Source organism: Rhodococcus sp. BP-160 (genome assembly GCF_019836205.1).
Lineage (GTDB): Bacteria > Actinomycetota > Actinomycetes > Mycobacteriales > Mycobacteriaceae > Rhodococcoides.
Genome location: NZ_JABUEK010000001.1, coordinates 1 through 21,168 on the forward strand (window position 1 = coordinate 1; position 21,168 = coordinate 21,168).

The following is a 21,168-nucleotide window of genomic DNA, read 5'->3' on the forward strand; positions in this document are numbered from 1 at the left end:
CGGTCCCTCCCCGACGGGAAGAAGGAGAAGAACCAGCAAACCAAAACAAAATATTGGCACTGACATTCATCGACACACTGTTGAGTTCTCAAAGAACACGCACACACCACCACCACCCACACGAAGCAGGAGGATCCGGGGCAACCGTTCCAGCCTAGCCAGCCGCACGGAGCCGAGTCAAGACTCGAACTCTTCGGTGACCAGGATGTCAGATGATCTACGGAGCCGGTGATCGAGGCCTTGCGGTCTCGGTCCGTGTCCGTGTCGCTCTGACTCGACAAAAGTTACGCGACGGATAACAGTGCGTCAAATCCGCAGGTCGGCCACACGACGGGCTCGCGACCATGCAGGTCAGCGCGCCGCTCCGGCGCCTCGCGGGCCTTCGAGTGCTCGAACCCCGACTGTGACCCCGCGCACGCGTGGCTCACACCGAGCGCCGTACGCCGGCCATGTTCTTCTTACCCCGACGCAGCACCAGCCACTCACCGTGCAGGAAGTCGTCCGCGGAGGGAGTCCAGTCCTCGGCAGCGATCTTCTGGTTGTTGACCGACACTCCCCCCTCCTTCACCACACGACGGGCGGCGCCCTTCGACTCGCACAGCGACGTGTCGACAAGAAGGTCGACGATCGTGCGCTCCTCCCCTGCCGGCAGCTCGGCGACGTCGGTCTCCGACAGCGCGGCCGACAGTGTCCCCGCGTCCAGGTCGCGAAGCTCTCCCCGGCCGAACAGGGCGGAGCTGGCAAGTTCGACGGCCGCGGTGTTGTCCGCGCCGTGCACCAGCGTCGTCATCTCCGCCGCCAGTCGCTTCTGCGCCGCGCGGGCCTGGGGTCGTTCTGCCGTCGCCGCCTCGAGTTCCGTCAGCTCGTCACGATCGAGGAACGTAAACCAGCGCAGGTACTTCACGACGTCGGCGTCGGCCGTGTTCACGAAGTACTGGTACCAGGCGTACGGCGACGTCATCTCGGGGTCGAGCCACAGGCTTCCGCCACCGGTGGACTTACCGAACTTCGTGCCGTCCGCCGCAGTCACCAGAGGAACGGTCAGTCCGTGCACGGCGTCGCCGTCCATACGTCGGGTGAGATCGATGCCCGCGACGATGTTCCCCCACTGATCCGATCCGCCGACCTGCAAAGTGCAACCGTGCTGCCGATGCAGGTGCAGGTAGTCCTGCGCTTGCAACAACATGTAGCTGAACTCGGTGTAGGACATCCCGTCCGATTCGAGGCGCTTCTTCACCGTGTCCCGCGCCAACATCACGTTGACGGAGAAGTGCTTGCCGATGTCGCGGAGGAAGTCGATGGCCGACAGCGACGCGGTCCAGTCGAGGTTGTTCGCGATGACCGCACCGCCGGCACCCTCGAAGTCGACGAAGCGAGAGAGCTGACCCTTGATGCGATCGGCCCACTCGGCCACCGTGTCACTCGAGTTCATGACGCGTTCGCCGACGTCACGCGGATCACCGATGAGTCCGGTGGCTCCGCCGGCCAGCACGATCGGACGATGACCCGCACGCTGGAAACGTGACAGGACCAGCAGCGGAACGAGGTGCCCTGCGTGCAAGCTCGGTCCCGTCGGATCGAATCCCGCGTAGAGGGTGATCGGGCCGTCCGCGGTGGTCGCCGCTGTCAGTGCCTCGATGTCTGTCGACTGGGCTATCAGTCCACGCCAGGTCAGGTCCTCGATGATGCTCACACCGCTGATTCTTTCGCATGCACGCACGTCACCCGACGGCGCCCTCAGGCCTGAGTACCGGGCTCCCCGGCGGGGTCTGTCGGAGCTCGCGGGCTCCGTCTATAGGCAGACACGGCCACCGAGGGAATCCAGAAACGCCACGGACGGTCGGGAGCGGTGGACACGCCGACACGAGGACCTGACTGTACCGGTGACGCCGTCTCGTCCGACAGCGTCACCGACACTTCCGCGCTCTCGGCGAAGACACGAACACCGTTGTGGGCCAACGACAGTGCGAGAACACTCCCGACGTTGCCAGGTCCGCGCGCCATACCGAACTCCGGTGCGCGGGGCCGCCGCGTCCTGGCGACCGCGAGACCGTCGACGACCTCACCCGCGCGGATCAGGACGGCGCCGGCTGTTCCGTCAGGACCACAGACGATGTTCGCGCACAGATGCATCCCGTAGCTGAGATAGACGTACAGGCGACCGGGCGGCCCGAACATGACCGAGTTGCGCGGTGTGGGGCCTCGGAACGAGTGCGCCGCGGGGTCGGGCCAGGGTCCGCCGGGATCTCCGCCGTACGCCTCCACCTCGACGATGCGGAGCGTGACGCCGGCGCAGGTCAGACTGGCGCCGAGCAGACGCGTCGCCGCGTCGACGGGAGTCGCGGACCCGAGAAGTCGTTCGGACGGCAGTACGGGGCCGGTCATGTCGGCGATCGACGAGTCGCAGTCGCTCCCGTCACTCCGCGATCGGAGCGGGCGCGGTCGCCCGAGCCAGAATGTCCTCGTGCTCGGCGTCGGTGGCGTCACGCGCATCGTCGATGAGCAGCACCGGAATGCCGTTCTCGATGGGGTAGACACGGCGCAGCCGGGGGTTGTAGAGCAGCTCGTCCTGGATCAGCAGAAGCGGACCCTTGTCCTGCGGGCAGGCGAGAATGCTGTGCAAGCGAGCATCGACGCTCAAGAGGACTCCTCGTTCCGTCGTCGCGTCGGTCTTCCGACGCGGTCTCACCCTACTGATGCGCGGTGAAGCGCTCCGCCGCCACTGCCTTCGTCATGCGCTTGTACTCGCCGGACGTCGACGCCAGATACCAGGTCTTGACCCCCGGACCGGGCAGTCCGGCAGCGCGCAGCGTGTCGTCGAGCGGTCGGAACGCGCGGCTCAGCGGGATGTCCGCGACCACGTGCACGACGTCGGGTCGCTCGGCCGGATCCAACACCAACAGCGCATCCGACACCATCGACGCCGTAAGGTTCTGACCCGCCCGCACGGTCACCGCGCACACCGACCACTGGTCACCGTGCTCCCCGATGCCGTACGCCACGGCCAGGTCCACCGGCTCCGCCTCGCCGATCGCGTCGGCTATCGGCTGCGGGTAGACGGGTCCGCGTGCGGTGGTGATCACCGAGCGCTTGTGCCCGAGCAACCAGTAGTCACCGCCCTCGTCCCGACGGAACAGCAGGTTGGTCGGAGTCCACACGTCGCCGGCACTGAAGACACCACGCATGAACGCGCCGCTGGAGTCGTCCAGTCCGGGGCGGCCGAGCAACAGGCCGGGTTCGCCGGTCTCGCAGTGTCGGACGAATCCCTGCTCGTCCACGAGGTACCGACCCGAGACGGCGTCGTATGCCGCGAGTTCCACCCGTGCACTGCCCGGCAGCGGGCGACCCTTTGCCCCGATCTTCGTTCCCGCCACGTTCGCGAGGACGACGTCGCCCTCGGTGGACGCGTAGAACTCGAGTACCCGCGCAGGTGCCAGTCGTTCGAGCGTGTGCCGCCACAGGTTGGTGGGCATGCCCGATCCGATGAGGAGCCGTACGGCGTGCTGTCCTCGGTGCGGAAGGGATTCCGACGTCAGGATGTCCCGCATCATGGTCCACGTGTAGGACACGACCGTGACGCCGTAGCGCTGCACCTCGTCCGCGAAGCGCTCGGGCTCGACACCGCGCGACAGCGCGATGCGGGACCCGCCCGCCAACGCGCCGCCCACCGCCACGAGCAGTCCGGCCGAATGGTGCAGCGGCGCCAGGCAGTACACGGTGTCGCCGCGGGACAGACCTGCGGAGCTGGCCGTACCGAAGGCCGACAGAGCCCAGCGGTAGTTGGTGATGAACTTGGCGTCCAGAGTGTCGTCGTTCCCGCTGAACAGCACGAAGGCGAGTTCCCGTGCGCGCCCGGGGTTGGGGACGTACCACCCCGGCAACTCCACGGTCGACGGGTCGACCTGCTCGAGATCCACGACCAGGTCGGAGTCCTCGATGTCGAGCGAGCGGGACTCGCCGCCGCCCAGGACCAGCACGTCCAGTCCGTGGTCGACGGATCCGGCCAGATTGTCGGGGTCGACGATCAGCAGTTCGACGCGCCCGAGTCGCAGCGACGCCGAGAGATCGCTGGTGGGCTGCAGCATGACGGCCACCGCACCGATGCGGGACAGTGCGGCGACGGCGGCGAGTGCGCTCGGACGTGTCTCCATCAGCACGCCGACGTGCATCGCGGGGCGTACACCGTTGACGATCAGGCCGCGCACCACGTTGTCGATGCGCTGATCCACGGCGGCGTAGGAGTACACACGGTCGTCGAACACGAAGCACTCACCGGCACTCGCGCGCCGAGCCTGCTCACCGAGCAGACGACCGAGGGATACCTGCGAATGAGGTTGCAGCTGGCCGAGTCTGGCGAGACGGGGCAGTGTGCGAGCGGCCTCGGACGAGATCTCACGAGACCCCTTCACGGCCCCGGCCGCCGCCGAGGCGATGCCGCGACCGAGACCCAGGCCGACCTCGGCGATGGTGGCCGCGGTGTGGACGAGACGATTTCCCACCGACACGCCGCTCTCCGAGGCCGGGTGCTCGTCGTACCCCATGGCGTGCACCTCGACCGGCCGCGGCCCCAGGCCCTCGCGCCACCGGATCCACCCCGCCGTGCTCGGCCACGTCTGCGTGGCCGCGGTGCTCCCCACCACCAGTCCGAAGTGCCCGGCGCGGAGCCCTGCTTCGTACACCTTGGCCCGCGGAGCCGCCTTGCGGATGCCGCGCACCGCGAGCGGTTGGCCGATGTCGTCGACCTCCCCCACGAACGCGAGGATCGGCATGGTCAGTTCCGCGAGCGAGACGACCTTGCCGCGGATGGAGAACCCACCCGTCATCATGCGGTTGTGCACGACGAACTGCGTCAACAGTTCCGCGACCGCCGGGCCCGACCAGGCGACCCACCCGTCCATCGCGAGGAACCGGCGCTGGGACTCGCGGGGCAGGAGCGCGTCCCGGTCGTGGAGCTGGAGCAGGAAGTCGATGCGCGACTTGACGGTCTTGGCCGGGTCGAGCAACTGGAACCCGGTGCGGGCCATCCAGTCGGTCACCGCGAGACGCGTGAACACGTGCTCGGCGAGGAACTCGGCACCCTTGGTGGCCACGTTCGCCGGGATCCCGAGAGGGAGCGCCGCGAGGGTGTCCACCGGACTGCCGAACGTGATGATGCTGGCGATGTCGCGACTCGAGCGGTATGCGGCGGCCTGGTAACAGAACATGCCGCCCTGCGAGTACCCACCGAGGTGGACCTCGCGACCCGTTCGCTCGGCGACGATGTCGATGATCTCGCTGATCGCGACGATGTGGTCCGCCAGCGTCCGGTTCCACCCGCCCTCCTCGGTGGCCGGCGAACCGAAGTCGACCACCCAGGGGTCCATCCCCGCCTCGTGCAGGATACCGACGCCGCCCTGGTCGCGGGTGACGTCGTAGACGTCGGCCGACATCATCATCGGCGGTACGAGCACGACGGGCGGACCCGTCTGCTCGGACTCCGGGAAGTACCGACGCAGCCGGTACATACGATCGCGCGCGACCACCGAGAAGGGAGACGGAACGGCATCCGTCTCGAGTCCCCCGAGACGGATGACCTCGAGCCCGTTCTGCGCCGTGGCGACCACACGCCGCAACGACGTCGCGACCGACCCGGTGTCGATTCCCAGCAACTGCACTCCTCGAAGGCGGCATCGATTCGGTCGGTGTGGTCCACGACTCGTCGACCGATGAGGACACAGCGTCTCACACCACTCCGACCGCTCGGATCGGGTCGTCCCGTCAGGCCGTGATCCACGTCCTGAGCTCGCCCGCGGTGCGTTGGACCACGATGATCTGCTCCGCCACCCGCGCGGGCGCGGTACCGCCGCGGCTGTCCCGCGAGCCGATGGATCCGTCGACGGTGAGCACCGAGCGGACCTCCGGTGTGAGCGCCGGGTCGATCGTCGCGAACTCCTCGTCGGTCAGTTCGTCCAGACCCACACCGCGCGACTCCGCACGTCGCACGCAGTCGCCTGCCACCTCGTGGGCGTGCCGGAACGGCACACCGTTGCGGACGAGCCACTCGGCGATGTCCGTCGCCAGCGTGAATCCCGCCGGCGCCAGCTCGCGCAGCCGGTCGGTGTGGAAGGTGAGGGTGGACACCAACCCGGTCAGGGCAGGCAGAAGCATCTCGAGCTGGAGCACCGAGTCGAAGACGGGCTCCTTGTCCTCCTGCAGATCACGGTTGTACGCGAGGGGCTGAGCCTTGAGCGTCGCGAGCAGACCGGTGAGATTGCCGATCAGTCGCCCGGTCTTGCCGCGCGTGAGCTCCGCGACGTCCGGGTTCTTCTTCTGCGGCATGATCGAACTGCCCGTCGACCATGCGTCGGCGAGTGTCACGTAGCCGTACTCCGGGGTGCTCCACGACACGATCTCCTCCGCGAGACGCGACAGGTCGACGGCAGTCATGGCCAGGACGAACGCCGCCTCGGCGGCGAAGTCGCGCGAACTCGTCGCGTCGATCGAGTTCTCTGCGGAACCGTCGAACCCGAGCTCCGCGGCGATCTTCTCCGGGTCGAGTCCGAGCGACGAGCCCGCCAGGGCGCCCGAACCGTAGGGCGACACCGCGGCGCGGCCGTCGAAGTCCCGGAAGCGCTGCACGTCCCGCAGCAGCGGATGGGTGTGTGCGAGCAGATGATGCGCGAGCAGGACCGGCTGCGCGGCCTGCGAGTGCGTCTTGCCCGGCATCGCCGCATCGGGATGTGCCTGCGCCTGCGCGGTGAGGGCCTCGACCACGTCCAGCACGCCCGCCGACACCCGCCGCACCGCGTCCCGCAGCCACATCCGGAACAGGGTCGCGACCTGGTCGTTGCGCGACCTGCCGGCACGCAACCTGCCGCCGAGCTCGGGTCCGACCCGGTCGATCAGCCCGCGCTCGAGTGCGCCGTGCACGTCCTCGTCGGACTCTGCGGGACCGAACGCACCCGAGTCGACGTCGGCGGCGAGCTGATCGAGGCCGGTGAGCATCGCTTCGAGATCGCCCGCCGTCAGCAGGCCGGCCGAGTTGAGCACACGTGCGTGAGCCTTGGAGGCACGGACGTCGTACGGGGCGAGCACCCAGTCGAAGTGGGTCGACTTGCTCAGCGCCGCCATGGCTTCCGCGGGACCCGACGCGAAGCGCCCACCCCACAGAGCGCCCGCGTTGGTGCCGTGCGCGGGTGACGTCACAGGTCCGACTGTCCCTGCGCCGCCACCGCGCCACGGTCACGGCTGGCGGCGATCTTGGACGACAGGCCGTGCAGCTGCACGAAGCCCTTGGCCGACGACTGATCGAAGGTGTCGCCCGCGTCGTAGGTCGCGAGGTTGAAGTCGTACAGCGACTCCCCGCTGCGACGACCGTTCACGACGACGGTGCCGGCGTGCAGCACCAGGCGGATCTCACCGGACACGTGCTCCTGGGTGTGCTGGACGAAGGTGTCGAGTGCACCCTTGAGCGGCGAGAACCACAGGCCGTCGTAGACCTGCTCGGCCCACTTCTGGTCCGTGTGCCGCTTGTAGCGGCCGAGCTCGCGTTCGAGGGTGACGTGCTCGAGCTCCTCGTGGGCACGGATCAGGACCATGGCGCCGGGAGCCTCGTAGACCTCACGGCTCTTGATGCCGACGAGCCGGTCCTCGACCACGTCGAGGCGGCCGACACCCTGCTTGCCCGCACGGGTGTTCAGTTCCTGGATCGCCTGCAGCACCGAGACCGGGCGGCCGTCGATGGCGATCGGGCGTCCCTTGTCGAACGTGATGACCAGCTCGTCCGGCGCGTTGAAGTTGGCCGTCGGATCCTCGGTGTAGTCGTAGACGTCCTTGGTCGGGGCGTTCCACAGATCCTCGAGGAACCCGGTCTCCACGGCGCGACCCCACACGTTCTGGTCGATCGAGAACGGCGACTTCTTGGTGACGTTGATCGGGATGCTGTTCTCCTCGGCGAAGGCAATGGCCTTCTCGCGGGTCCAGGCGTAGTCGCGCACCGGGGCCAGCACCTCGAGCTCGGGCGCGAGCGTGTTGAAGCCGACCTCGAAGCGGACCTGGTCGTTGCCCTTGCCGGTGCACCCGTGAGCCACGACGGTGCCGCCGTGCGAGCGCGCATTCTCGACGAGGTGCTTGACGATGAGGGGACGGCTGATGGCCGACACCAGCGGGTAGCGGTCCATGTAGAGGGCGTTCGACTGGATGGTCGGCAGGCAGTACTCGTCCGCGAACTCGTCCCGGGCGTCCACGACGACGGCCTCGACAGCGCCGCAGTCGAGTGCGCGCTGCCGGATGACCTCCATGTCCTCGCCACCCTGGCCGAGGTCGATCGCCACGGCGACCACCTCCTTGCCGGTCTCGCGGCCGATCCAGCTGATGGCGACAGAGGTGTCGAGACCGCCGGAGTAGGCGAGGATGACGCGTTCGGCCATGGGGTGTGTGCTCCTTCGTGTGATTCTGACGTTCTGGGATTCGGTCTGGTGGTTCAGCGCGCGAGATTCTCGATGCGGTCGGCGAGCTCGCGTCCGGACAGCGGATCGCGGACGATCACGAAGATGGTGTCATCCCCCGCGACCGTTCCCACAATCTCGGGCAGTGCCGCCCGGTCCAGTGCACTGGCGAGATAGTGCGCGGCTCCGGGCGGCGTGCGGAGAACCGCCATCGTGGAGCTGGCGTCGGTGGAGACGAGCAACTCGCCGAGCAGCCGGGAGAGCCGATCGGTGCCGCCCGCGACCCCGCGGACCGGGCTGCCGTCCTCGGGAACGACGTAGACGCCCGCACCACCGTCGGCGGCGCGAAGTTTGACGGCGCCCAACTCGTCGAGGTCGCGGGAGAGAGTGGCCTGGGTGGCCTCGATCCCCTCCGCCGCGAGCAGCGACTGGAGTTCCTGTTGCGACCGGACCTGGTGGGTGGAGAGCAGGGCCACGACGCGCGCCTGGCGCCCGGCGCGCGTCGACGACGTCACCGGGCCCTGCGACTCGGCGGTCACGGCGTCCGTCGTCCCGATGCCGCCTGCTCGAGCAGCCACACCAGGACGGCCTTCTGTGCGTGCAACCGGTTCTCGGCCTCGTCCCACACGACGCTGCGAGGGCCGTCGAGCACCGTGTCGCTGATCTCCTCGCCGCGGTGGGCCGGGAGGCAGTGCAGAACGAGAGCCTCCGAGTCGGCACGGTCGAGCAGCGACTCGTTGATCTGGAACGGGCGCAGGGGTCCGACGCGGTCGAGGCCGTCGTTCTCCTGCCCCATCGACGTCCACGTGTCGGTGACCAGCACGTCGGCTCCGGTCGCGGCGGCGATCGGATCGTTCGTGACGGTCACGCTCGCTCCCGTCCGCTCACCGCGCTCCTGCGTGGCGGCCAGCACCGACGGATCCGGCACGAAGCCCTCCGGGGCGGCGATCGTGACATCGACGCCGGCGGTGACGGCGCCGAGCATGAGGGAATGCGCCATGTTGTTCGCGCCGTCACCGAAGTACGAGAGGCGCAGACCTCTCAACGATCCCTTGCGCTCGGCGAGCGTCTGGAGATCGGCCAGCACCTGGCAGGGGTGGAAATCGTCGGACAGCGCGTTGACGATGGGCACGCTCGCCCCCGTCGCCATCTGCTCGAGGCGCTTCTGCCCGAACGTGCGCCACACGACGGCGTCGACGTAGCGGGACAGCACGCGCCCGGTGTCCTGCAGCGTCTCCTCGCGTCCGAGCTGCGTGCTGCGGCCGTCGACGACCACTGCGTGGCCGCCGAGCTGCGCGATGCCCATCTCGAACGAGAAGCGGGTGCGCGTCGAGTTCTTCTCGAAGATGACGCCGACGCCGCGCGGACCCTCCAACGGGCGCCGCGAGAACGGCGCCTTCTTGAGTTCGGCTGCGAGAGCGAGGATCTCGGCCTGCTCCTCGGGGGAGAGATCGTCGTCTCGAAGGAAGTGCCGCAGTGTCACGAGGTCGCCTCTGCTGTCGGCCGCGCCTCGTCGAGGACCGCGGGAAGTGCACGGACGAACGATGCTGCCTGCTCGTCCGTGATGATCAGGGGCGGCGCCAGACGCAGGACGTTCGCCTGCGCCGCGTTCACCAGGAAGCCTGCGTGGCGGGCCGCGGTCTCGACATCGGCCGCCACCGGCTCGGTGAGGACGATGCCCAGCAAAAGGCCCGCACCCCGTACGCGATCGACGAGGGGATGTCCGAGCGCCTCGATGTCGTGTCGCAGGATCTTGCCCAGCCGGTCGGCGTGCGAGAGCAGATCCTCGGACGCGAGAGTGCGCAGCACCGCCAGGGCCGCCGCCGAACACACCGGGTTGCCACCGAACGTGGTCCCGTGCTTGCCCGGGGTGAGCATGGCGGCTGCCGGGCCGATGCCGATGCAGGCGCCGATGGGCAGTCCCCCGCCCAGCCCCTTCGCCAGGGTGATGACGTCCGGGACGATGCCGAACCGCTGATGGGCGTAGAACCACCCCGTACGGCCGATGCCAGTCTGGACCTCGTCGAGGATCAGCAGGGCGCCGTGGCGCGCAGTGATCTCGCGCGCTGCGGGCAGATAGCCCTCCGGCGGGACGACGACTCCGCCCTCACCCATGATCGGTTCGAGGAAGACGGCGGCCGTGTTCTCGTCGACCGCCGCCTCGAGCGCGGCGATGTCGCCGTAGGGAACGTGCGACACACCGGCGGGCATGGGCTCGAACGGAGCCCGCTTGTCCGCCTGCCCCGTGAGCGCGAGGGCTCCCATGGTCCGACCGTGGAACGCGTTCTCCGCCGCGATGATGTTCGGTCGACCCGTGAGACGCGCGATCTTGAAGGCGGCCTCGTTGGCCTCGGTGCCGGAGTTGCAGAGGAACACCCGAGCGTCGCCGCCGGCCGCGTGACCGAGGTGCTCGAGGAGGTGCTCCGCCAGTTCGATCGACGGCGGCGCCGCGTAGAGGTTGGACGTGTGGCCCAGCGTCGTCAGCTGGGCGGAGACCGCCTCGACGACGGCAGGATGTCCGTGGCCGAGGATGTTGACCGCGATCCCGGCGAGGAGATCGAGGTACTCCTTGCCGTCGGCGTCCGTCACCACGGCTCCCGAACCGCCGACCAGCGCCACGCGCGGCACGCCGTAGTTGTTCATCAGCGCATTCGAGAAGCGTTGCTGCAGTTGCTCCGTGCTGGTCATGCCCGTCCTCTCGTACTGCCGTCGTGCACCATCGTGCCGATGCCCTCGCCGGTGAACAGTTCCAGGAGCACGGAGTGCTCGAGTCGACCGTCGATGACATGGGCGCTGGGAACTCCCCCGCGCACCGCGCGCAGACACGCCTCCATCTTGGGGACCATGCCGGCGTCCAGGCCGGGCAGCAGTTCGGCGAGGACGTCCGCCTCGATCTCCGAGACGAGCGACCCGCGGTCCGGCCAGTTCGTGTAGAGCCCCTCGACGTCGGTGAGGACGACGAGCTTCTGCGCGCCGAGCGCCTCCGCGAGGGCCGCGGCAGCGGTGTCCGCATTGATGTTGTGCACGACGCCGTCCGCGTCGGGAGCGATGGTCGAGACGACCGGGATGCGCCCGGCCTCGATGAGGTCGTGCACCGCTGCGGGATTCACCGTCGTCACGTCCCCCACCAGACCGATGTCGGTGGCGACACCGTCGACGGTCACGGTGCGTCGAGTCGCCGTGAACAGGTGCGCGTCCTCGCCGGAGATGCCGACAGCGTAGGGGCCGTGGGCGTTGATCAGTCCGACCAGCTCGCGACCGACCTGCCCGAACAGGACCATGCGCACGACGTCCATCACTTCGGGCGTCGTCACGCGGAAGCCGCCGCGGAACTCCCCCACCAGTCCGAGTCGAGTGAGCATGGCGGTGATTTGGGGACCGCCGCCGTGCACGACCACCGGGTGGATACCGACGGTGCGCAGGAACGCCATGTCGGCCGCGAACGCGGCCTTGAGTCGATCGTCGATCATGGCGTTGCCGCCGTACTTGACCACGACGACCTTGCCCGTCCACTGCTGGAGCCACGGGAGGGCGCCGGCGAGGATGCGTGCGGTGTCGTGTGCGGACACGGGCTCGGACGACGTCATGACGAGTACGCCGAGTTCTCTTCGACGTAGGCGTGCGACAGATCCGTGGTCCTGATCGACGCCGACGCGGAGCCGACACCGAGGTCCACCTCGACCGTGATGTCGACGGCCGAGAGATCGACCTCACGAGCGCCGGGCACACCCATGCTGTCGACGCACACGGGATCGCCGTTGAACGACACGACGATGCGATCGGGATCGAGCGCGACCGGCGCAATGCCCACAGCGGCGAGAACGCGGCCCCAGTTGGGATCGGAGCCGAACAGCGCCGTCTTGACGAGGGAATCGCGTGCGATGGTTCGCGCCGCCACGAGTGCGTCCTGTTCGGACTCGGCACCACCGACCCTGACGATGATCCGCTTGGTCACGCCCTCCGCATCGGCCATCAGCTGATCCGCGAGGTCGTCGCACACCGCGAGGACAGCGGCGTCGAGTTCCTCCTGTGTCGCCTCGATGCCGCTGGCACCGGACGCGAGGAGCAGCACCGTGTCGTTCGTGGAGGTCGCGCCGTCCACGTCGAGTCGGTCGAAGGACTGTGCCGTCGCGTGTCGGAGGGCGCGATCGAGCTGATCGGCGCTCGCCACGGCGTCCGTGGTGACGACACACAGCATCGTCGCCAGCGAGGGCGCCAGCATGCCGGCGCCCTTGGCCATGCCGCCCACGTTCCAGCCGTTCTCGTGGTGGATCGCGGCCTGCTTCGGCCGGGTGTCGGTCGTCATGATCGCGTAGGCCGCATCGGTGCCGCCCGAGATGCCTCCGGCGAGCTCGTGCACCACCTCGGTGACACCGCCAAGCACCTTGTCCATGGGCAACCGGTCGCCGATCAGTCCGGTCGAACACACGGCGATCTCGCCGGCGCCCGTCTCGGTTCCCCAGTCGCTGAGGGTCGATGCGAGGTGCTCGGCGGTACGGTGCGTGTCCTGGAATCCGGGCGCACCGGTGCAGGCGTTGGCGCCGCCCGAGTTCAGGACGACGGCGCGGAGCCGACCGGAGGTCAGCACCTGCTGCGACCACAGGACGGGCGCAGCCTTGATCTTGTTCAGGGTGAAGACACCGGCCGCTGCCAGATCGGGGCCCTCGTTGACCACGAGGGCGACGTCGAGGCCCCCCTTGGCCCGGAGACCGGCCTCGACCCCGGCGGCCCGGAATCCCGCTGCCGACGTCACACCCTGTGTGCGGACGAGAACCCCGGGAGCGCGCGTGGGGGCGCCGGGAGAGGACTGGCTGTGGTCGGTCATGGTGCTGTTCCCACCGTGGAGAGTCCGGCGCTCTCGGGGAGTCCGAGAGCGATGTTCATCGACTGCACCGCGGCACCGGCGGTGCCCTTCGTCAGATTGTCGATGGCGGCGAGGACCACCAGCAAGCCCGCGTCCTCGTCGACCGCCACCTGCAGGTGGACCGCGTTGGACCCGAGCACCGACCCCGTCTGCGGCAGCTGCCCCTCCGGGAGAAGGTGAAGGAAAGGTTCGTCGGCGCAGTACTTCTCGTAGACCGCACGCGCCTCGGAGGCCGACACTGTCGTCGGAGCGGTGCACGTCGCCAGGATGCCGCGCGGCATCGGAGCCAGCACAGGAGTGAACGACACGATCACGTCGGTGCCGGCGATGGCGGAGAGGTTCTGCGTGATCTCCGGCGTGTGGCGATGCGCGCCGGCGATGCCGTAGGCACGGACCGACCCCATGACCTCGGAACCCAACAGGTCCGGCTTCGCCGCGCGACCGGCGCCGGAGGTGCCGCTCACGGCCACCACGGTCACGCGGGGCTCGACCATGCCGGCAGCGAACGCGGGCGCCAGAGCCAGCGACGAGGCCGTGGGATAGCACCCGGGAACAGCGATGCGCGTCGCTCCGACCAGGGCGTCCCGACCACCGGGCAACTCGGGCATGCCGTAGGGCCAGTGTCCGGCGTACTCCCCGCCGTACCAGCGATCCCAGGCGGCGGCGTCGGTCAACCGGAAGTCTGCACCGCAGTCGATGATCAGCGTGGAGTCCGACAGCTGTTCGGCGAGGGCGGCTGACTTCCCGTGCGGGAGCCCGAGGAACACGACGTCGTGCCCCTCCAGGGCCGCGGCGTCCGTGTCCACCAGCACGCGGTCCGCGAGCGGAACGAGATGCGGATGGTGTTGCCCCAGCGTGGTTCCGGCGTTTCCACCGGCCGTCAGGGCGCCGATTGTCATCCGGCCGTCGAGCATTGCCGGGTGTCCGAGCAGCAGACGCAGGATCTCGCCACCCGCGTAGCCACTGGCGCCCGCGACGGCCACCCGGGTGCCCGTCGATGTCGATGCACTGTCCATACGATGATTATGCATGACGGTGCAAGCTCATTCAAAAGCGGCGCACCGTCAGTGTCGGAGTTCGGCTCCCACCGCCGTCGCCGCTGCCGCGACGGCGGCATCGCGAGCGGCACTCGCCTCGTCCTCGGTCAACGTACGGTCGGCCGCTCGGAACCGCAGGGCGAAAGCCAGCGACTTCCGGCCGGCACCGACCTGATCGCCGGAGAACACGTCGAATACACGAATGTCCTCGAGGAGTGGGCCCGCCCCGGACACCAGAGCCGACTGCACGGCGGCGGCCGGGACGGACTCGTCGACGACGACCGCGACGTCCTGCAGCACGGCGGGGAACGGCGAGATGGACGGCGACGGCAGCGGCTCGAGGGTGGGAACGCGATCGAGGTCGATCTCCACCGCGCAGGTCCGCGGCGGCAGACCGGCGCGCTCGAGGACACCGGGATGCAGCTCACCCGCGTGCCCGACCACGACACCGTCGACAACGACTTCGGCACACCTGCCCGGATGCCACGGAAGGTACTGGGCGGACCGGAGTTCCACCTCGACACCGGACGCGCTCGCGATCGTCCTCGCTGCGCTGAAGGCATCGGTGGCGTCGGCAGGACGGCCGGGGCCCCACGGCCCGGGTGCCGTCACCGCACCGGTCAGGACGACGGCAGCGTGCAGCGGCTGCACCGGCAACGACTGCTTCAGAGCGTCGATCTCGTCCTCGGTGGGACGACGGTCGACGGCGAGCGCATCGATCGGGCGCGTGCCCTCGCCCGGTTCGACGACCTGCGCGACGGCGAACAGCGCCAGATCCCGCTGTCCGCGCGAGACGTTGCGCTGGGCGATCTCCAGGAGACCCGGGACGAGAGTGGTCGCCAGTTCGGGTCGGTCCGCCTCCAACGGATTGAGCACCCGCGTGGTCACCCGGCGCGGATCGTCCGCGTCGAGTCCCCAGACGTCGAAGACCCCGGCCGGCAGGAACACGGGAGCGAGGACCTCGACGTGCCCCGTGTAGGCCAGTGCCCGACCCACCGCCCGGCGACGACGCTGGGCGGCGGTGAGTCCGCGGCCCGCGGGAGCGTGCGGCAGGACGGACGGAATGGACTCCAGTCCCTCGAGTCGCAGCACCTCCTCGACCAGGTCGGCGGCCTGACGGAGGTCGGGACGCCACGTCGGCGGCGTCACTACGGCCACCCCGCGCCCGGCCTCGGACACGTCCACGACGACCTCGCACCCGACCTGGGTGAGGCGGCGCACCGCGGTTCCGCTCGGATAGGTCACACCCGCCACCCGGTCCGGCAGGTCGAGATCCATGGTCACGGTGTCGGACACCGTCGGTGCACCGATGTCGGTGAGCAGCGGCTCCACCCGGCCGCCCGCGATCGAGGCCAGCAGTGCGGCGGCACGGTCGAGCGCGCGCACCGGGAGAGCGGAGTCCACCACTCGTTCGTAGCGACGGCTGGCCTCACTGGGCAGCCGGTGACGGCGCGCGGTGCGGAACACGGCGAGCGGGCTCCAGATGGCCGCCTCGAGCAGGATGTCGGTGGTCTCGTCGCCCACCTCGGTGGATGCGCCACCCATGACACCGGCCAACGACACCACGCCGGACTCGTCCGCGATGACGACGTCCTCCGGGTCGAGGGTGCGCACGGTGTCGTCGAGGGTGCGGAGCGTCTCCCCCGCCTCGGCCCGGCGGACCACCAACCCGCCCGAGAGCGCGGAAGCGTCGAACGCGTGGAGTGGTTGGCCCAGTTCGAGCATGACGTAGTTGGTGACGTCGACCGCGGGCGAGATGGGTCGCACCCCGGACAGCAGCAGCCGCCGCTGGATCGTCCAGGGGGTCACCGCCGCCGGATCGATGCCCACGACGCGGCGCGCGGCGAAACGGGTGGCACCCGACTCGGAACGGACGTCGACGGGCCACGCCTCGCCCTCGGAGGCGGCCGCGGACACGACGGGCTGCGGGGCGTCGGCGGGATCGACGAAGTCCACGTCGAAACCGCACGCCAGTTCGCGGCCGAGACCGCGCACGCTCAGGGCGTATCCGCGATCGGGCGTCACATTGACGTCGAACACGGTGTCGTCCATGCCCAGAACGGCGAGTGCGTCGTCGCCGGGCTCGGCCGTGCCGGCAGGCAGCACGAGAATGCCGGAGTGATCCGAACCGATACCGAGCTCGGACACCGAGCAGATCATGCCGTCGGACGTGCGCCCGTACGTGGACCGCGCGGCGATGGCGAACCCGCCGGGCAGAACACTGCCGGGAAGTGCGGCCACGATGAGGTCGCCCTCCGCGAAGTTCCGTGCACCGCACACGATTCCGCGGGGCTCCGCCTCACCCACCTCGACCAGGCAGAAGCGGATCGGCTTTTTGAACTCGGTCAACTCCTCGATGGACTGCACACGGCCGACGACCAACGGGCCCGTGATCGCAGGAAGGGGGATGACGTCCTCGATCTCGAAGCCGACGGACACGAACCCCGCGTCGAGCTCGTCAGCAGTGACGCTCCACTCGGGAGCGGCCTTCCGGACGACCTCGGTCAACCAGGACTGGGGCACTCGCACGACTTCTCCACTCTCTCTGTCTGAATGCTTGTCTGCAGGGGCCGAGCGTCAGCCGGCCACGCCGAAGGGCAGGCTGAACCGCACGTCGCCCTCGACGATGTCGCGCATGTCGGGAATGTCGTTGCGGAATTGCAGCGTTCGCTCGAGGCCCATACCGAAGGCGAACCCGCTGTAGATCTCCGGGTCGACGCCACAGGCGCGCAGCACGTTCGGATTCACCATGCCGCAGCCACCCCACTCGACCCAGCCCGCTCCACCCTTCTTGCGGGGGAACCACACGTCCACCTCCGCGGACGGCTCGGTGAACGGGAAGTAGTTGGGGCGCATACGGGTCCGCGTCTCCGGGCCGAACAGCGCACGCGCGAACGCGTCGAGCGTGCCGCGGAGATTGGCGAGCGTGAGCCCCTTGTCCACGGCGAGTCCCTCGACCTGATGGAAGACGGGCGTGTGCGTCGCGTCGAGTTCGTCCGTACGGAACGTGCGCCCGGGGCACACCACGTAGATCGGCAGGTCGCGCTCGAGCATCGACCGCACCTGCACCGGCGAGGTGTGCGTGCGCAGCACCTGACGAGACCCCTCGGGCGCGACGTGGAACGTGTCCTGCATCGTCCGCGCGGGATGGTCGGGCAGGAAGTTGAGCGCGTCGAAGTTGAAGTGCTCGGTCTCCACCTCCGGGCCCTCGGCCACCTCCCACCCCATCGCCACGAAGACGTCGGCGACCTGATCGGCGATGACGGTGATGGGATGGCGGGCACCCACCGGGCGGCGGACGGACGGCAGGGTCACGTCGATCGCCTCGGCGACGAGCACGGCCGCGTCACGTTCGGCGAGCAGCACCTCACGACGATCGTCGAACGCGATCCGCACGCGGTCACGCGCCACCTTGACCCGCTTGCCGGCGTCGGCCCGCTCGGTCTTCGGCAGCGAGCCCAACGCGCGCTGTGCGAGCGCGAGGGGCGCCTTGTTCCCGATGTGGTGGATCTTGGCCTCGGACAGAGCGTCGATGTCGGACGCGGCGGCGAAGGCGGACTCGGCCTCGGTGACGGCTGCGTCCAGCGCCGCGTCGGTCAGCGCCTCCGCGTCGGCAGCGGCCTGATCGGCCTGCGCTTCACCCTCGTTGCGCTCCACGTCCACACACTCCATCGTCTCGATCGGCGAGCACCTCTGTCGGGGTGCCCCTCACGGTCGCCGGGCAGAACCCGGCGGGGAAAGCCTAGGCGGTGTCCCGGCGGCGCTGCACCCGAGCACCGGCGTACAGACACACGGCGGCCGCGGTGGCGAGGTTGAGACTCTCGGCGCGGCCGTGGATGGGAATGCGCACCCGGTGATCCGCAGCTGCCGCGACCTTGCGGGACAGCCCGTGCGCCTCGTTGCCGAACACCCAGGCGGTGGGCCCGGCCAGCGCGTCGTCGGCGTCGTCGAGGTCCAGTTCACCGTCGACGGTCGTCGCCAGCAGACTGGCGCCGGTCGCACGGACCGCGTCGAGTACCGCCGTCACCGAACGCTCCCGTGCGACGGGGAGATGGAAGAGACTTCCGGCGGACGCGCGGACGCTCTTGCCGTTCAGCGGATCGACACTGTCCCCGGCGAAGATCACCGCGCCGGCGCCGGCGGCGTCCGAGACGCGCAGGATGGTGCCCGCGTTGCCCGGCTCGGAGATGTCGACGACGACCGTCACGAGTGACGGGTTCGCGGCCAACGCCTCGGCCAGGGAGACGACGACGGACGTGCACACGGCCACGATTCCCGGCGGCGTCACGGTGCCCGACAGCGATTTCGCCGCGCGCTCGGTCATCAGCTGCGGCTGCGCACCGGCCGCGGCCGACGCCTCGAGCAGTCCGCGGTGCTCGTCGAACCAGCGCTCGGTGGCGAACACCTCGCGCACGACACCGGCGGCGACCGCCTCGGTCACCGCGTTCTCGCCCTCCGCGAGGAAGAGGCCGGTTCGCCGACGTTCGACGCCGCGCTGCAGCTTGACAGCCGAAACGACCCGCGGAGTCCGCTCGGTGAGCGGCGCCGCGGGTCGTGACGGAGTGTCGTCGAAGCGCCTGATCAGGCTGCTTCTCCGGCCGGTGCGTTGATGTCGGCAGGCAGTGCCGCCTTCGCGATCTCGACGAGTGCGGTGAACGCCGCAGCGTCGGAGACCGCGAGCTCGGCGAGGATCTTGCGGTCGACCTCGACCTCGGCGATCTTCAGACCCTGCACGAAACGGTTGTACGTGATGTCGTTCGCCCGAGCTGCCGCGTTGATACGCGTGATCCACAGCTTGCGGAAGTCACCCTTGCGAGCGCGGCGATCGCGGTACGCGTAGGTGAGCGAGTGGAGCTGCTGCTCCTTCGCCTTGGTGTAGAGACGCGAACGCTGCCCGCGGTATCCGCTGGACGCCTCGAGAATCGAACGACGCTTCTTCTGGGCGTTGACCGCCCTTTTCACGCGTGCCACTGGTGAATCCTGTCGTAGAGGGGCCTAGGGCCCGGGTGGGAAAGAGATCAGAGACCGAGAAGCCGCTTGACGCGGGGAACGTCGTTGGGGCTGACGACGGCCTTGCCGTCGAGGCGACGCGTCACGCGCGAGGACTTGTGCTCGAGCAGGTGGCGGCGGCCGGCCTTCTGGCGCAGGATCTTTCCGCTACCGGACACCTTGAATCGCTTCGCGGTGCCGCTGTGAGTCTTCGACTTGGGCATGAGTCCTCAGTTCTGTTACTTCGGTCGGTGGTGCTGGTGGATCCGAGCGCTCAGGCGCTCGGTGTGGCTGGTGCCTGCGGCGTCGCCGGCGTCTGCGGAGCAGCGGGTGCCGGCGGTGTCGCCTCGGCGGCGGGTGCAGCAGTCGGCGCGGAGGCCGGCGGCGGCACAGTGGCGCGCGGTGCGTTGGACGCCTCCGCTGCCTTCGCCCTGGTCTTGGCGCCCTTGTGCGGAGCCAGGACCATCGTCATGTTGCGGCCGTCCTGCTTGGCCGAGGTCTCGACGAAGCCGTGCTCGGCGACGTCGGCGCCCAGGCGCTGCAGGAGGCGGTAACCGAGTTCGGGCCGCGACTGCTCGCGTCCACGGAACATGATGGTCACCTTGACCTTGGACCCGGCCTCGAGGAAGCGGACGACATGGCCCTTCTTCGTCTCGTAGTCGTGGTCGTCGATCTTGGGACGAAGCTTCTGCTCCTTGATGACCGTGAGCGTCTGGTTCTTACGCGACTCACGAGCCTTCTGCGCGGCTTCGTACTTGAACTTGCCGTAGTCCATGATCTTGCAGACCGGCGGACGGGCGTCGGGTGCGACCTCGACGAGGTCGAGATCGGCTTCGACAGCCAGGCGGAGTGCATCTTCAACACGCACGATCCCCACCTGTTCACCGCCAGGTCCGACGAGTCGGACTTCGGGAACTCGGATGCGATCGTTGATGCGGGTCTCAGTGCTGATGGGGCCTCCTCGGTAGTGCGGTGACGGATGGTGGTGCTCGACCCGATGCGGTGCGCCGTCCTACGCGCTCCACACCGGCGCTCGTGCTCTCCGTCTACCTCGACACCGTGGCCACCCGATTTGTTCCCGCGGGAACCTTCCGAACGACGAAAACCCCGTCGCTCACGATCGAGATCGCGAGCAGCGGGGTCCGGTACCGACCGGTCGACGGATGTCACCATCCGCGGGCCACCCCGTCTCGTCGACGAAGCGCACCACTTCCCGATGTGGCTGGGAAGGACCGGAACCACTGCCCGGCGAACCGTGCGGTGGTGGGAGTCGGACTCCACTTGCTGCCTTCGGGTTCCGCATCCGTGCCCGGCACTCACGCGCCGACACGGACACACCTGAAGGCGGTCGTGGGAAGAAGAATAACACCAGGTGCCCTCGCGGACCGAATCCGTCCGGTCACGCACCGGGCGGGGACGTCGGTGTCGGCACATCGTGGCATCGTCTGATGTCATGACGACCCCCGATGATGCCGTTCAGGCCGGTGCTCCACAGGTGGAGGGCGATGCGCCGCAGCTCGAGCCGGACGTGCGTGAACTGGCCGACGTCCCTGCGATCGAGGTCATCAGCCGCGCCGCGGTGATGCTCATGAGCTCCGCCGCCGAGAAGCTGGGACTCTCCGACGCGGATCCGTCCGACAGCCCCCACCTCGACCTCGACGAGGCGCGACGCGTGATCACCGCACTCGCCGGACTGGTCACGGCCTCCGTGGAGTACCTGGGGCCGCACGCCGGCCCCATCCGCGAAGGGCTGCAGGCGCTGCAGAAGGCGTTCCGCGAGCAGTCGGCGCACCCGGACGCGCCCGGCGCCGGGCCCGGCGAGAAGTACACCGGGCCCGTCCACTGACCGTCA

Annotated in this window: 19 protein-coding genes; 1 reads left to right on the forward strand and 18 read right to left on the reverse strand. The window is 69.0% G+C overall.

Going from position 1 to position 21,168, the window contains the following annotated elements:
* Positions 1–424: 424 nt before the first annotated feature.
* The 18 genes from tyrS to infC all read right to left on the reverse strand — a co-directional run bounded on the left by tyrS (position 425) and on the right by infC (position 20,268).
* Positions 425–1,693 carry a tyrosine--tRNA ligase gene (gene tyrS, locus HQ306_RS00005; RefSeq protein ID WP_222627003.1) on the reverse strand — a complete coding sequence of 423 codons (1,269 nt, stop codon included), beginning with the start codon at positions 1,691–1,693 and terminating at the stop codon, positions 425–427.
* A 44-nt stretch (positions 1,694–1,737) separates the two neighbouring features.
* Positions 1,738–2,385, reverse strand: a complete 648-nt coding sequence (locus tag HQ306_RS00010) for a DNA-3-methyladenine glycosylase (protein WP_222627006.1) — start codon at positions 2,383–2,385, stop codon at positions 1,738–1,740.
* A 31-nt stretch (positions 2,386–2,416) separates the two neighbouring features.
* Positions 2,417–2,641, reverse strand: coding sequence for a Trm112 family protein (locus HQ306_RS00015; protein WP_027506733.1), 225 nt, complete (start codon positions 2,639–2,641; stop codon positions 2,417–2,419).
* 49 nt (positions 2,642–2,690) lie between these two features.
* Positions 2,691–5,648, reverse strand: coding sequence for an AMP-binding protein (locus tag HQ306_RS00020; RefSeq protein ID WP_056448110.1), 2,958 nt, complete (start codon positions 5,646–5,648; stop codon positions 2,691–2,693).
* Positions 5,649–5,757: 109 nt separating this feature from the next.
* The gene (argH, locus tag HQ306_RS00025) at positions 5,758–7,185 is read right to left on the reverse strand and encodes an argininosuccinate lyase (RefSeq protein WP_027506735.1); all 1,428 of its coding nucleotides are present in this window, start codon (positions 7,183–7,185) and stop codon (positions 5,758–5,760) included.
* Positions 7,182–8,408, reverse strand: coding sequence for an argininosuccinate synthase (locus tag HQ306_RS00030; protein WP_056447988.1), 1,227 nt, complete (start codon positions 8,406–8,408; stop codon positions 7,182–7,184). Before HQ306_RS00030 ends, argH begins: the two co-directional genes overlap by 4 nt.
* A 53-nt stretch (positions 8,409–8,461) precedes the next feature.
* Positions 8,462–8,965, reverse strand: a complete 504-nt coding sequence (locus HQ306_RS00035; RefSeq protein ID WP_308115502.1) for an arginine repressor — start codon at positions 8,963–8,965, stop codon at positions 8,462–8,464.
* The gene (gene argF / locus HQ306_RS00040) at positions 8,962–9,909 is read right to left on the reverse strand and encodes an ornithine carbamoyltransferase (protein ID WP_027506738.1); all 948 of its coding nucleotides are present in this window, start codon (positions 9,907–9,909) and stop codon (positions 8,962–8,964) included. Before argF ends, HQ306_RS00035 begins: the two co-directional genes overlap by 4 nt.
* Entirely contained in the window at positions 9,906–11,114 is a 1,209-nt protein-coding gene (locus tag HQ306_RS00045) for an acetylornithine transaminase (RefSeq protein ID WP_222627008.1), read from the reverse strand. Before HQ306_RS00045 ends, argF begins: the two co-directional genes overlap by 4 nt.
* Positions 11,111–12,013 (reverse strand): acetylglutamate kinase, encoded by a 903-nt coding sequence (gene argB, locus HQ306_RS00050; protein WP_027506740.1) that lies wholly within the window; start codon positions 12,011–12,013, stop codon positions 11,111–11,113. The genes HQ306_RS00045 and argB overlap by 4 nt, the downstream gene beginning before the upstream one ends.
* Positions 12,010–13,251 (reverse strand): bifunctional glutamate N-acetyltransferase/amino-acid acetyltransferase ArgJ, encoded by a 1,242-nt coding sequence (gene argJ, locus HQ306_RS00055; RefSeq protein WP_222627010.1) that lies wholly within the window; start codon positions 13,249–13,251, stop codon positions 12,010–12,012. Before argJ ends, argB begins: the two co-directional genes overlap by 4 nt.
* Positions 13,248–14,306, reverse strand: a complete 1,059-nt coding sequence (gene argC / locus HQ306_RS00060; RefSeq protein WP_222627011.1) for an N-acetyl-gamma-glutamyl-phosphate reductase — start codon at positions 14,304–14,306, stop codon at positions 13,248–13,250. The genes argJ and argC overlap by 4 nt, the downstream gene beginning before the upstream one ends.
* Before the next feature lie 48 nt (positions 14,307–14,354).
* Positions 14,355–16,856, reverse strand: coding sequence for a phenylalanine--tRNA ligase subunit beta (pheT, locus tag HQ306_RS00065; protein ID WP_222627013.1), 2,502 nt, complete (start codon positions 16,854–16,856; stop codon positions 14,355–14,357).
* A 48-nt stretch (positions 16,857–16,904) separates the two neighbouring features.
* Positions 16,905–17,984, reverse strand: coding sequence for a phenylalanine--tRNA ligase subunit alpha (gene pheS, locus HQ306_RS00070; protein WP_027506744.1), 1,080 nt, complete (start codon positions 17,982–17,984; stop codon positions 16,905–16,907).
* An 85-nt stretch (positions 17,985–18,069) separates the two neighbouring features.
* A complete protein-coding gene (locus tag HQ306_RS00075) occupies positions 18,070–18,909 on the reverse strand; it encodes an RNA methyltransferase (protein WP_222628433.1) in 840 nt (279 codons plus the stop codon).
* Positions 18,909–19,298, reverse strand: a complete 390-nt coding sequence (gene rplT, locus HQ306_RS00080) for a 50S ribosomal protein L20 (protein WP_027506746.1) — start codon at positions 19,296–19,298, stop codon at positions 18,909–18,911. Before rplT ends, HQ306_RS00075 begins: the two co-directional genes overlap by 1 nt.
* 47 nt (positions 19,299–19,345) lie before the next feature.
* On the reverse strand, positions 19,346–19,540 hold the full coding sequence (gene rpmI, locus HQ306_RS00085) for a 50S ribosomal protein L35 (protein ID WP_027506747.1): 195 nt from the start codon (positions 19,538–19,540) through the stop codon (positions 19,346–19,348).
* A 50-nt stretch (positions 19,541–19,590) separates the two neighbouring features.
* A complete protein-coding gene (gene infC, locus HQ306_RS00090) occupies positions 19,591–20,268 on the reverse strand; it encodes a translation initiation factor IF-3 (protein WP_082544654.1) in 678 nt (225 codons plus the stop codon).
* 501 nt (positions 20,269–20,769) lie between these two features.
* On the opposite strand from infC, the gene HQ306_RS00095 reads away from it, so the two are divergent.
* Positions 20,770–21,162: a DUF1844 domain-containing protein gene (locus tag HQ306_RS00095; RefSeq protein ID WP_231476444.1), complete on the forward strand. Its 393-nt coding sequence runs from the start codon at positions 20,770–20,772 to the stop codon at positions 21,160–21,162.
* Positions 21,163–21,168 lie beyond the last annotated feature (6 nt).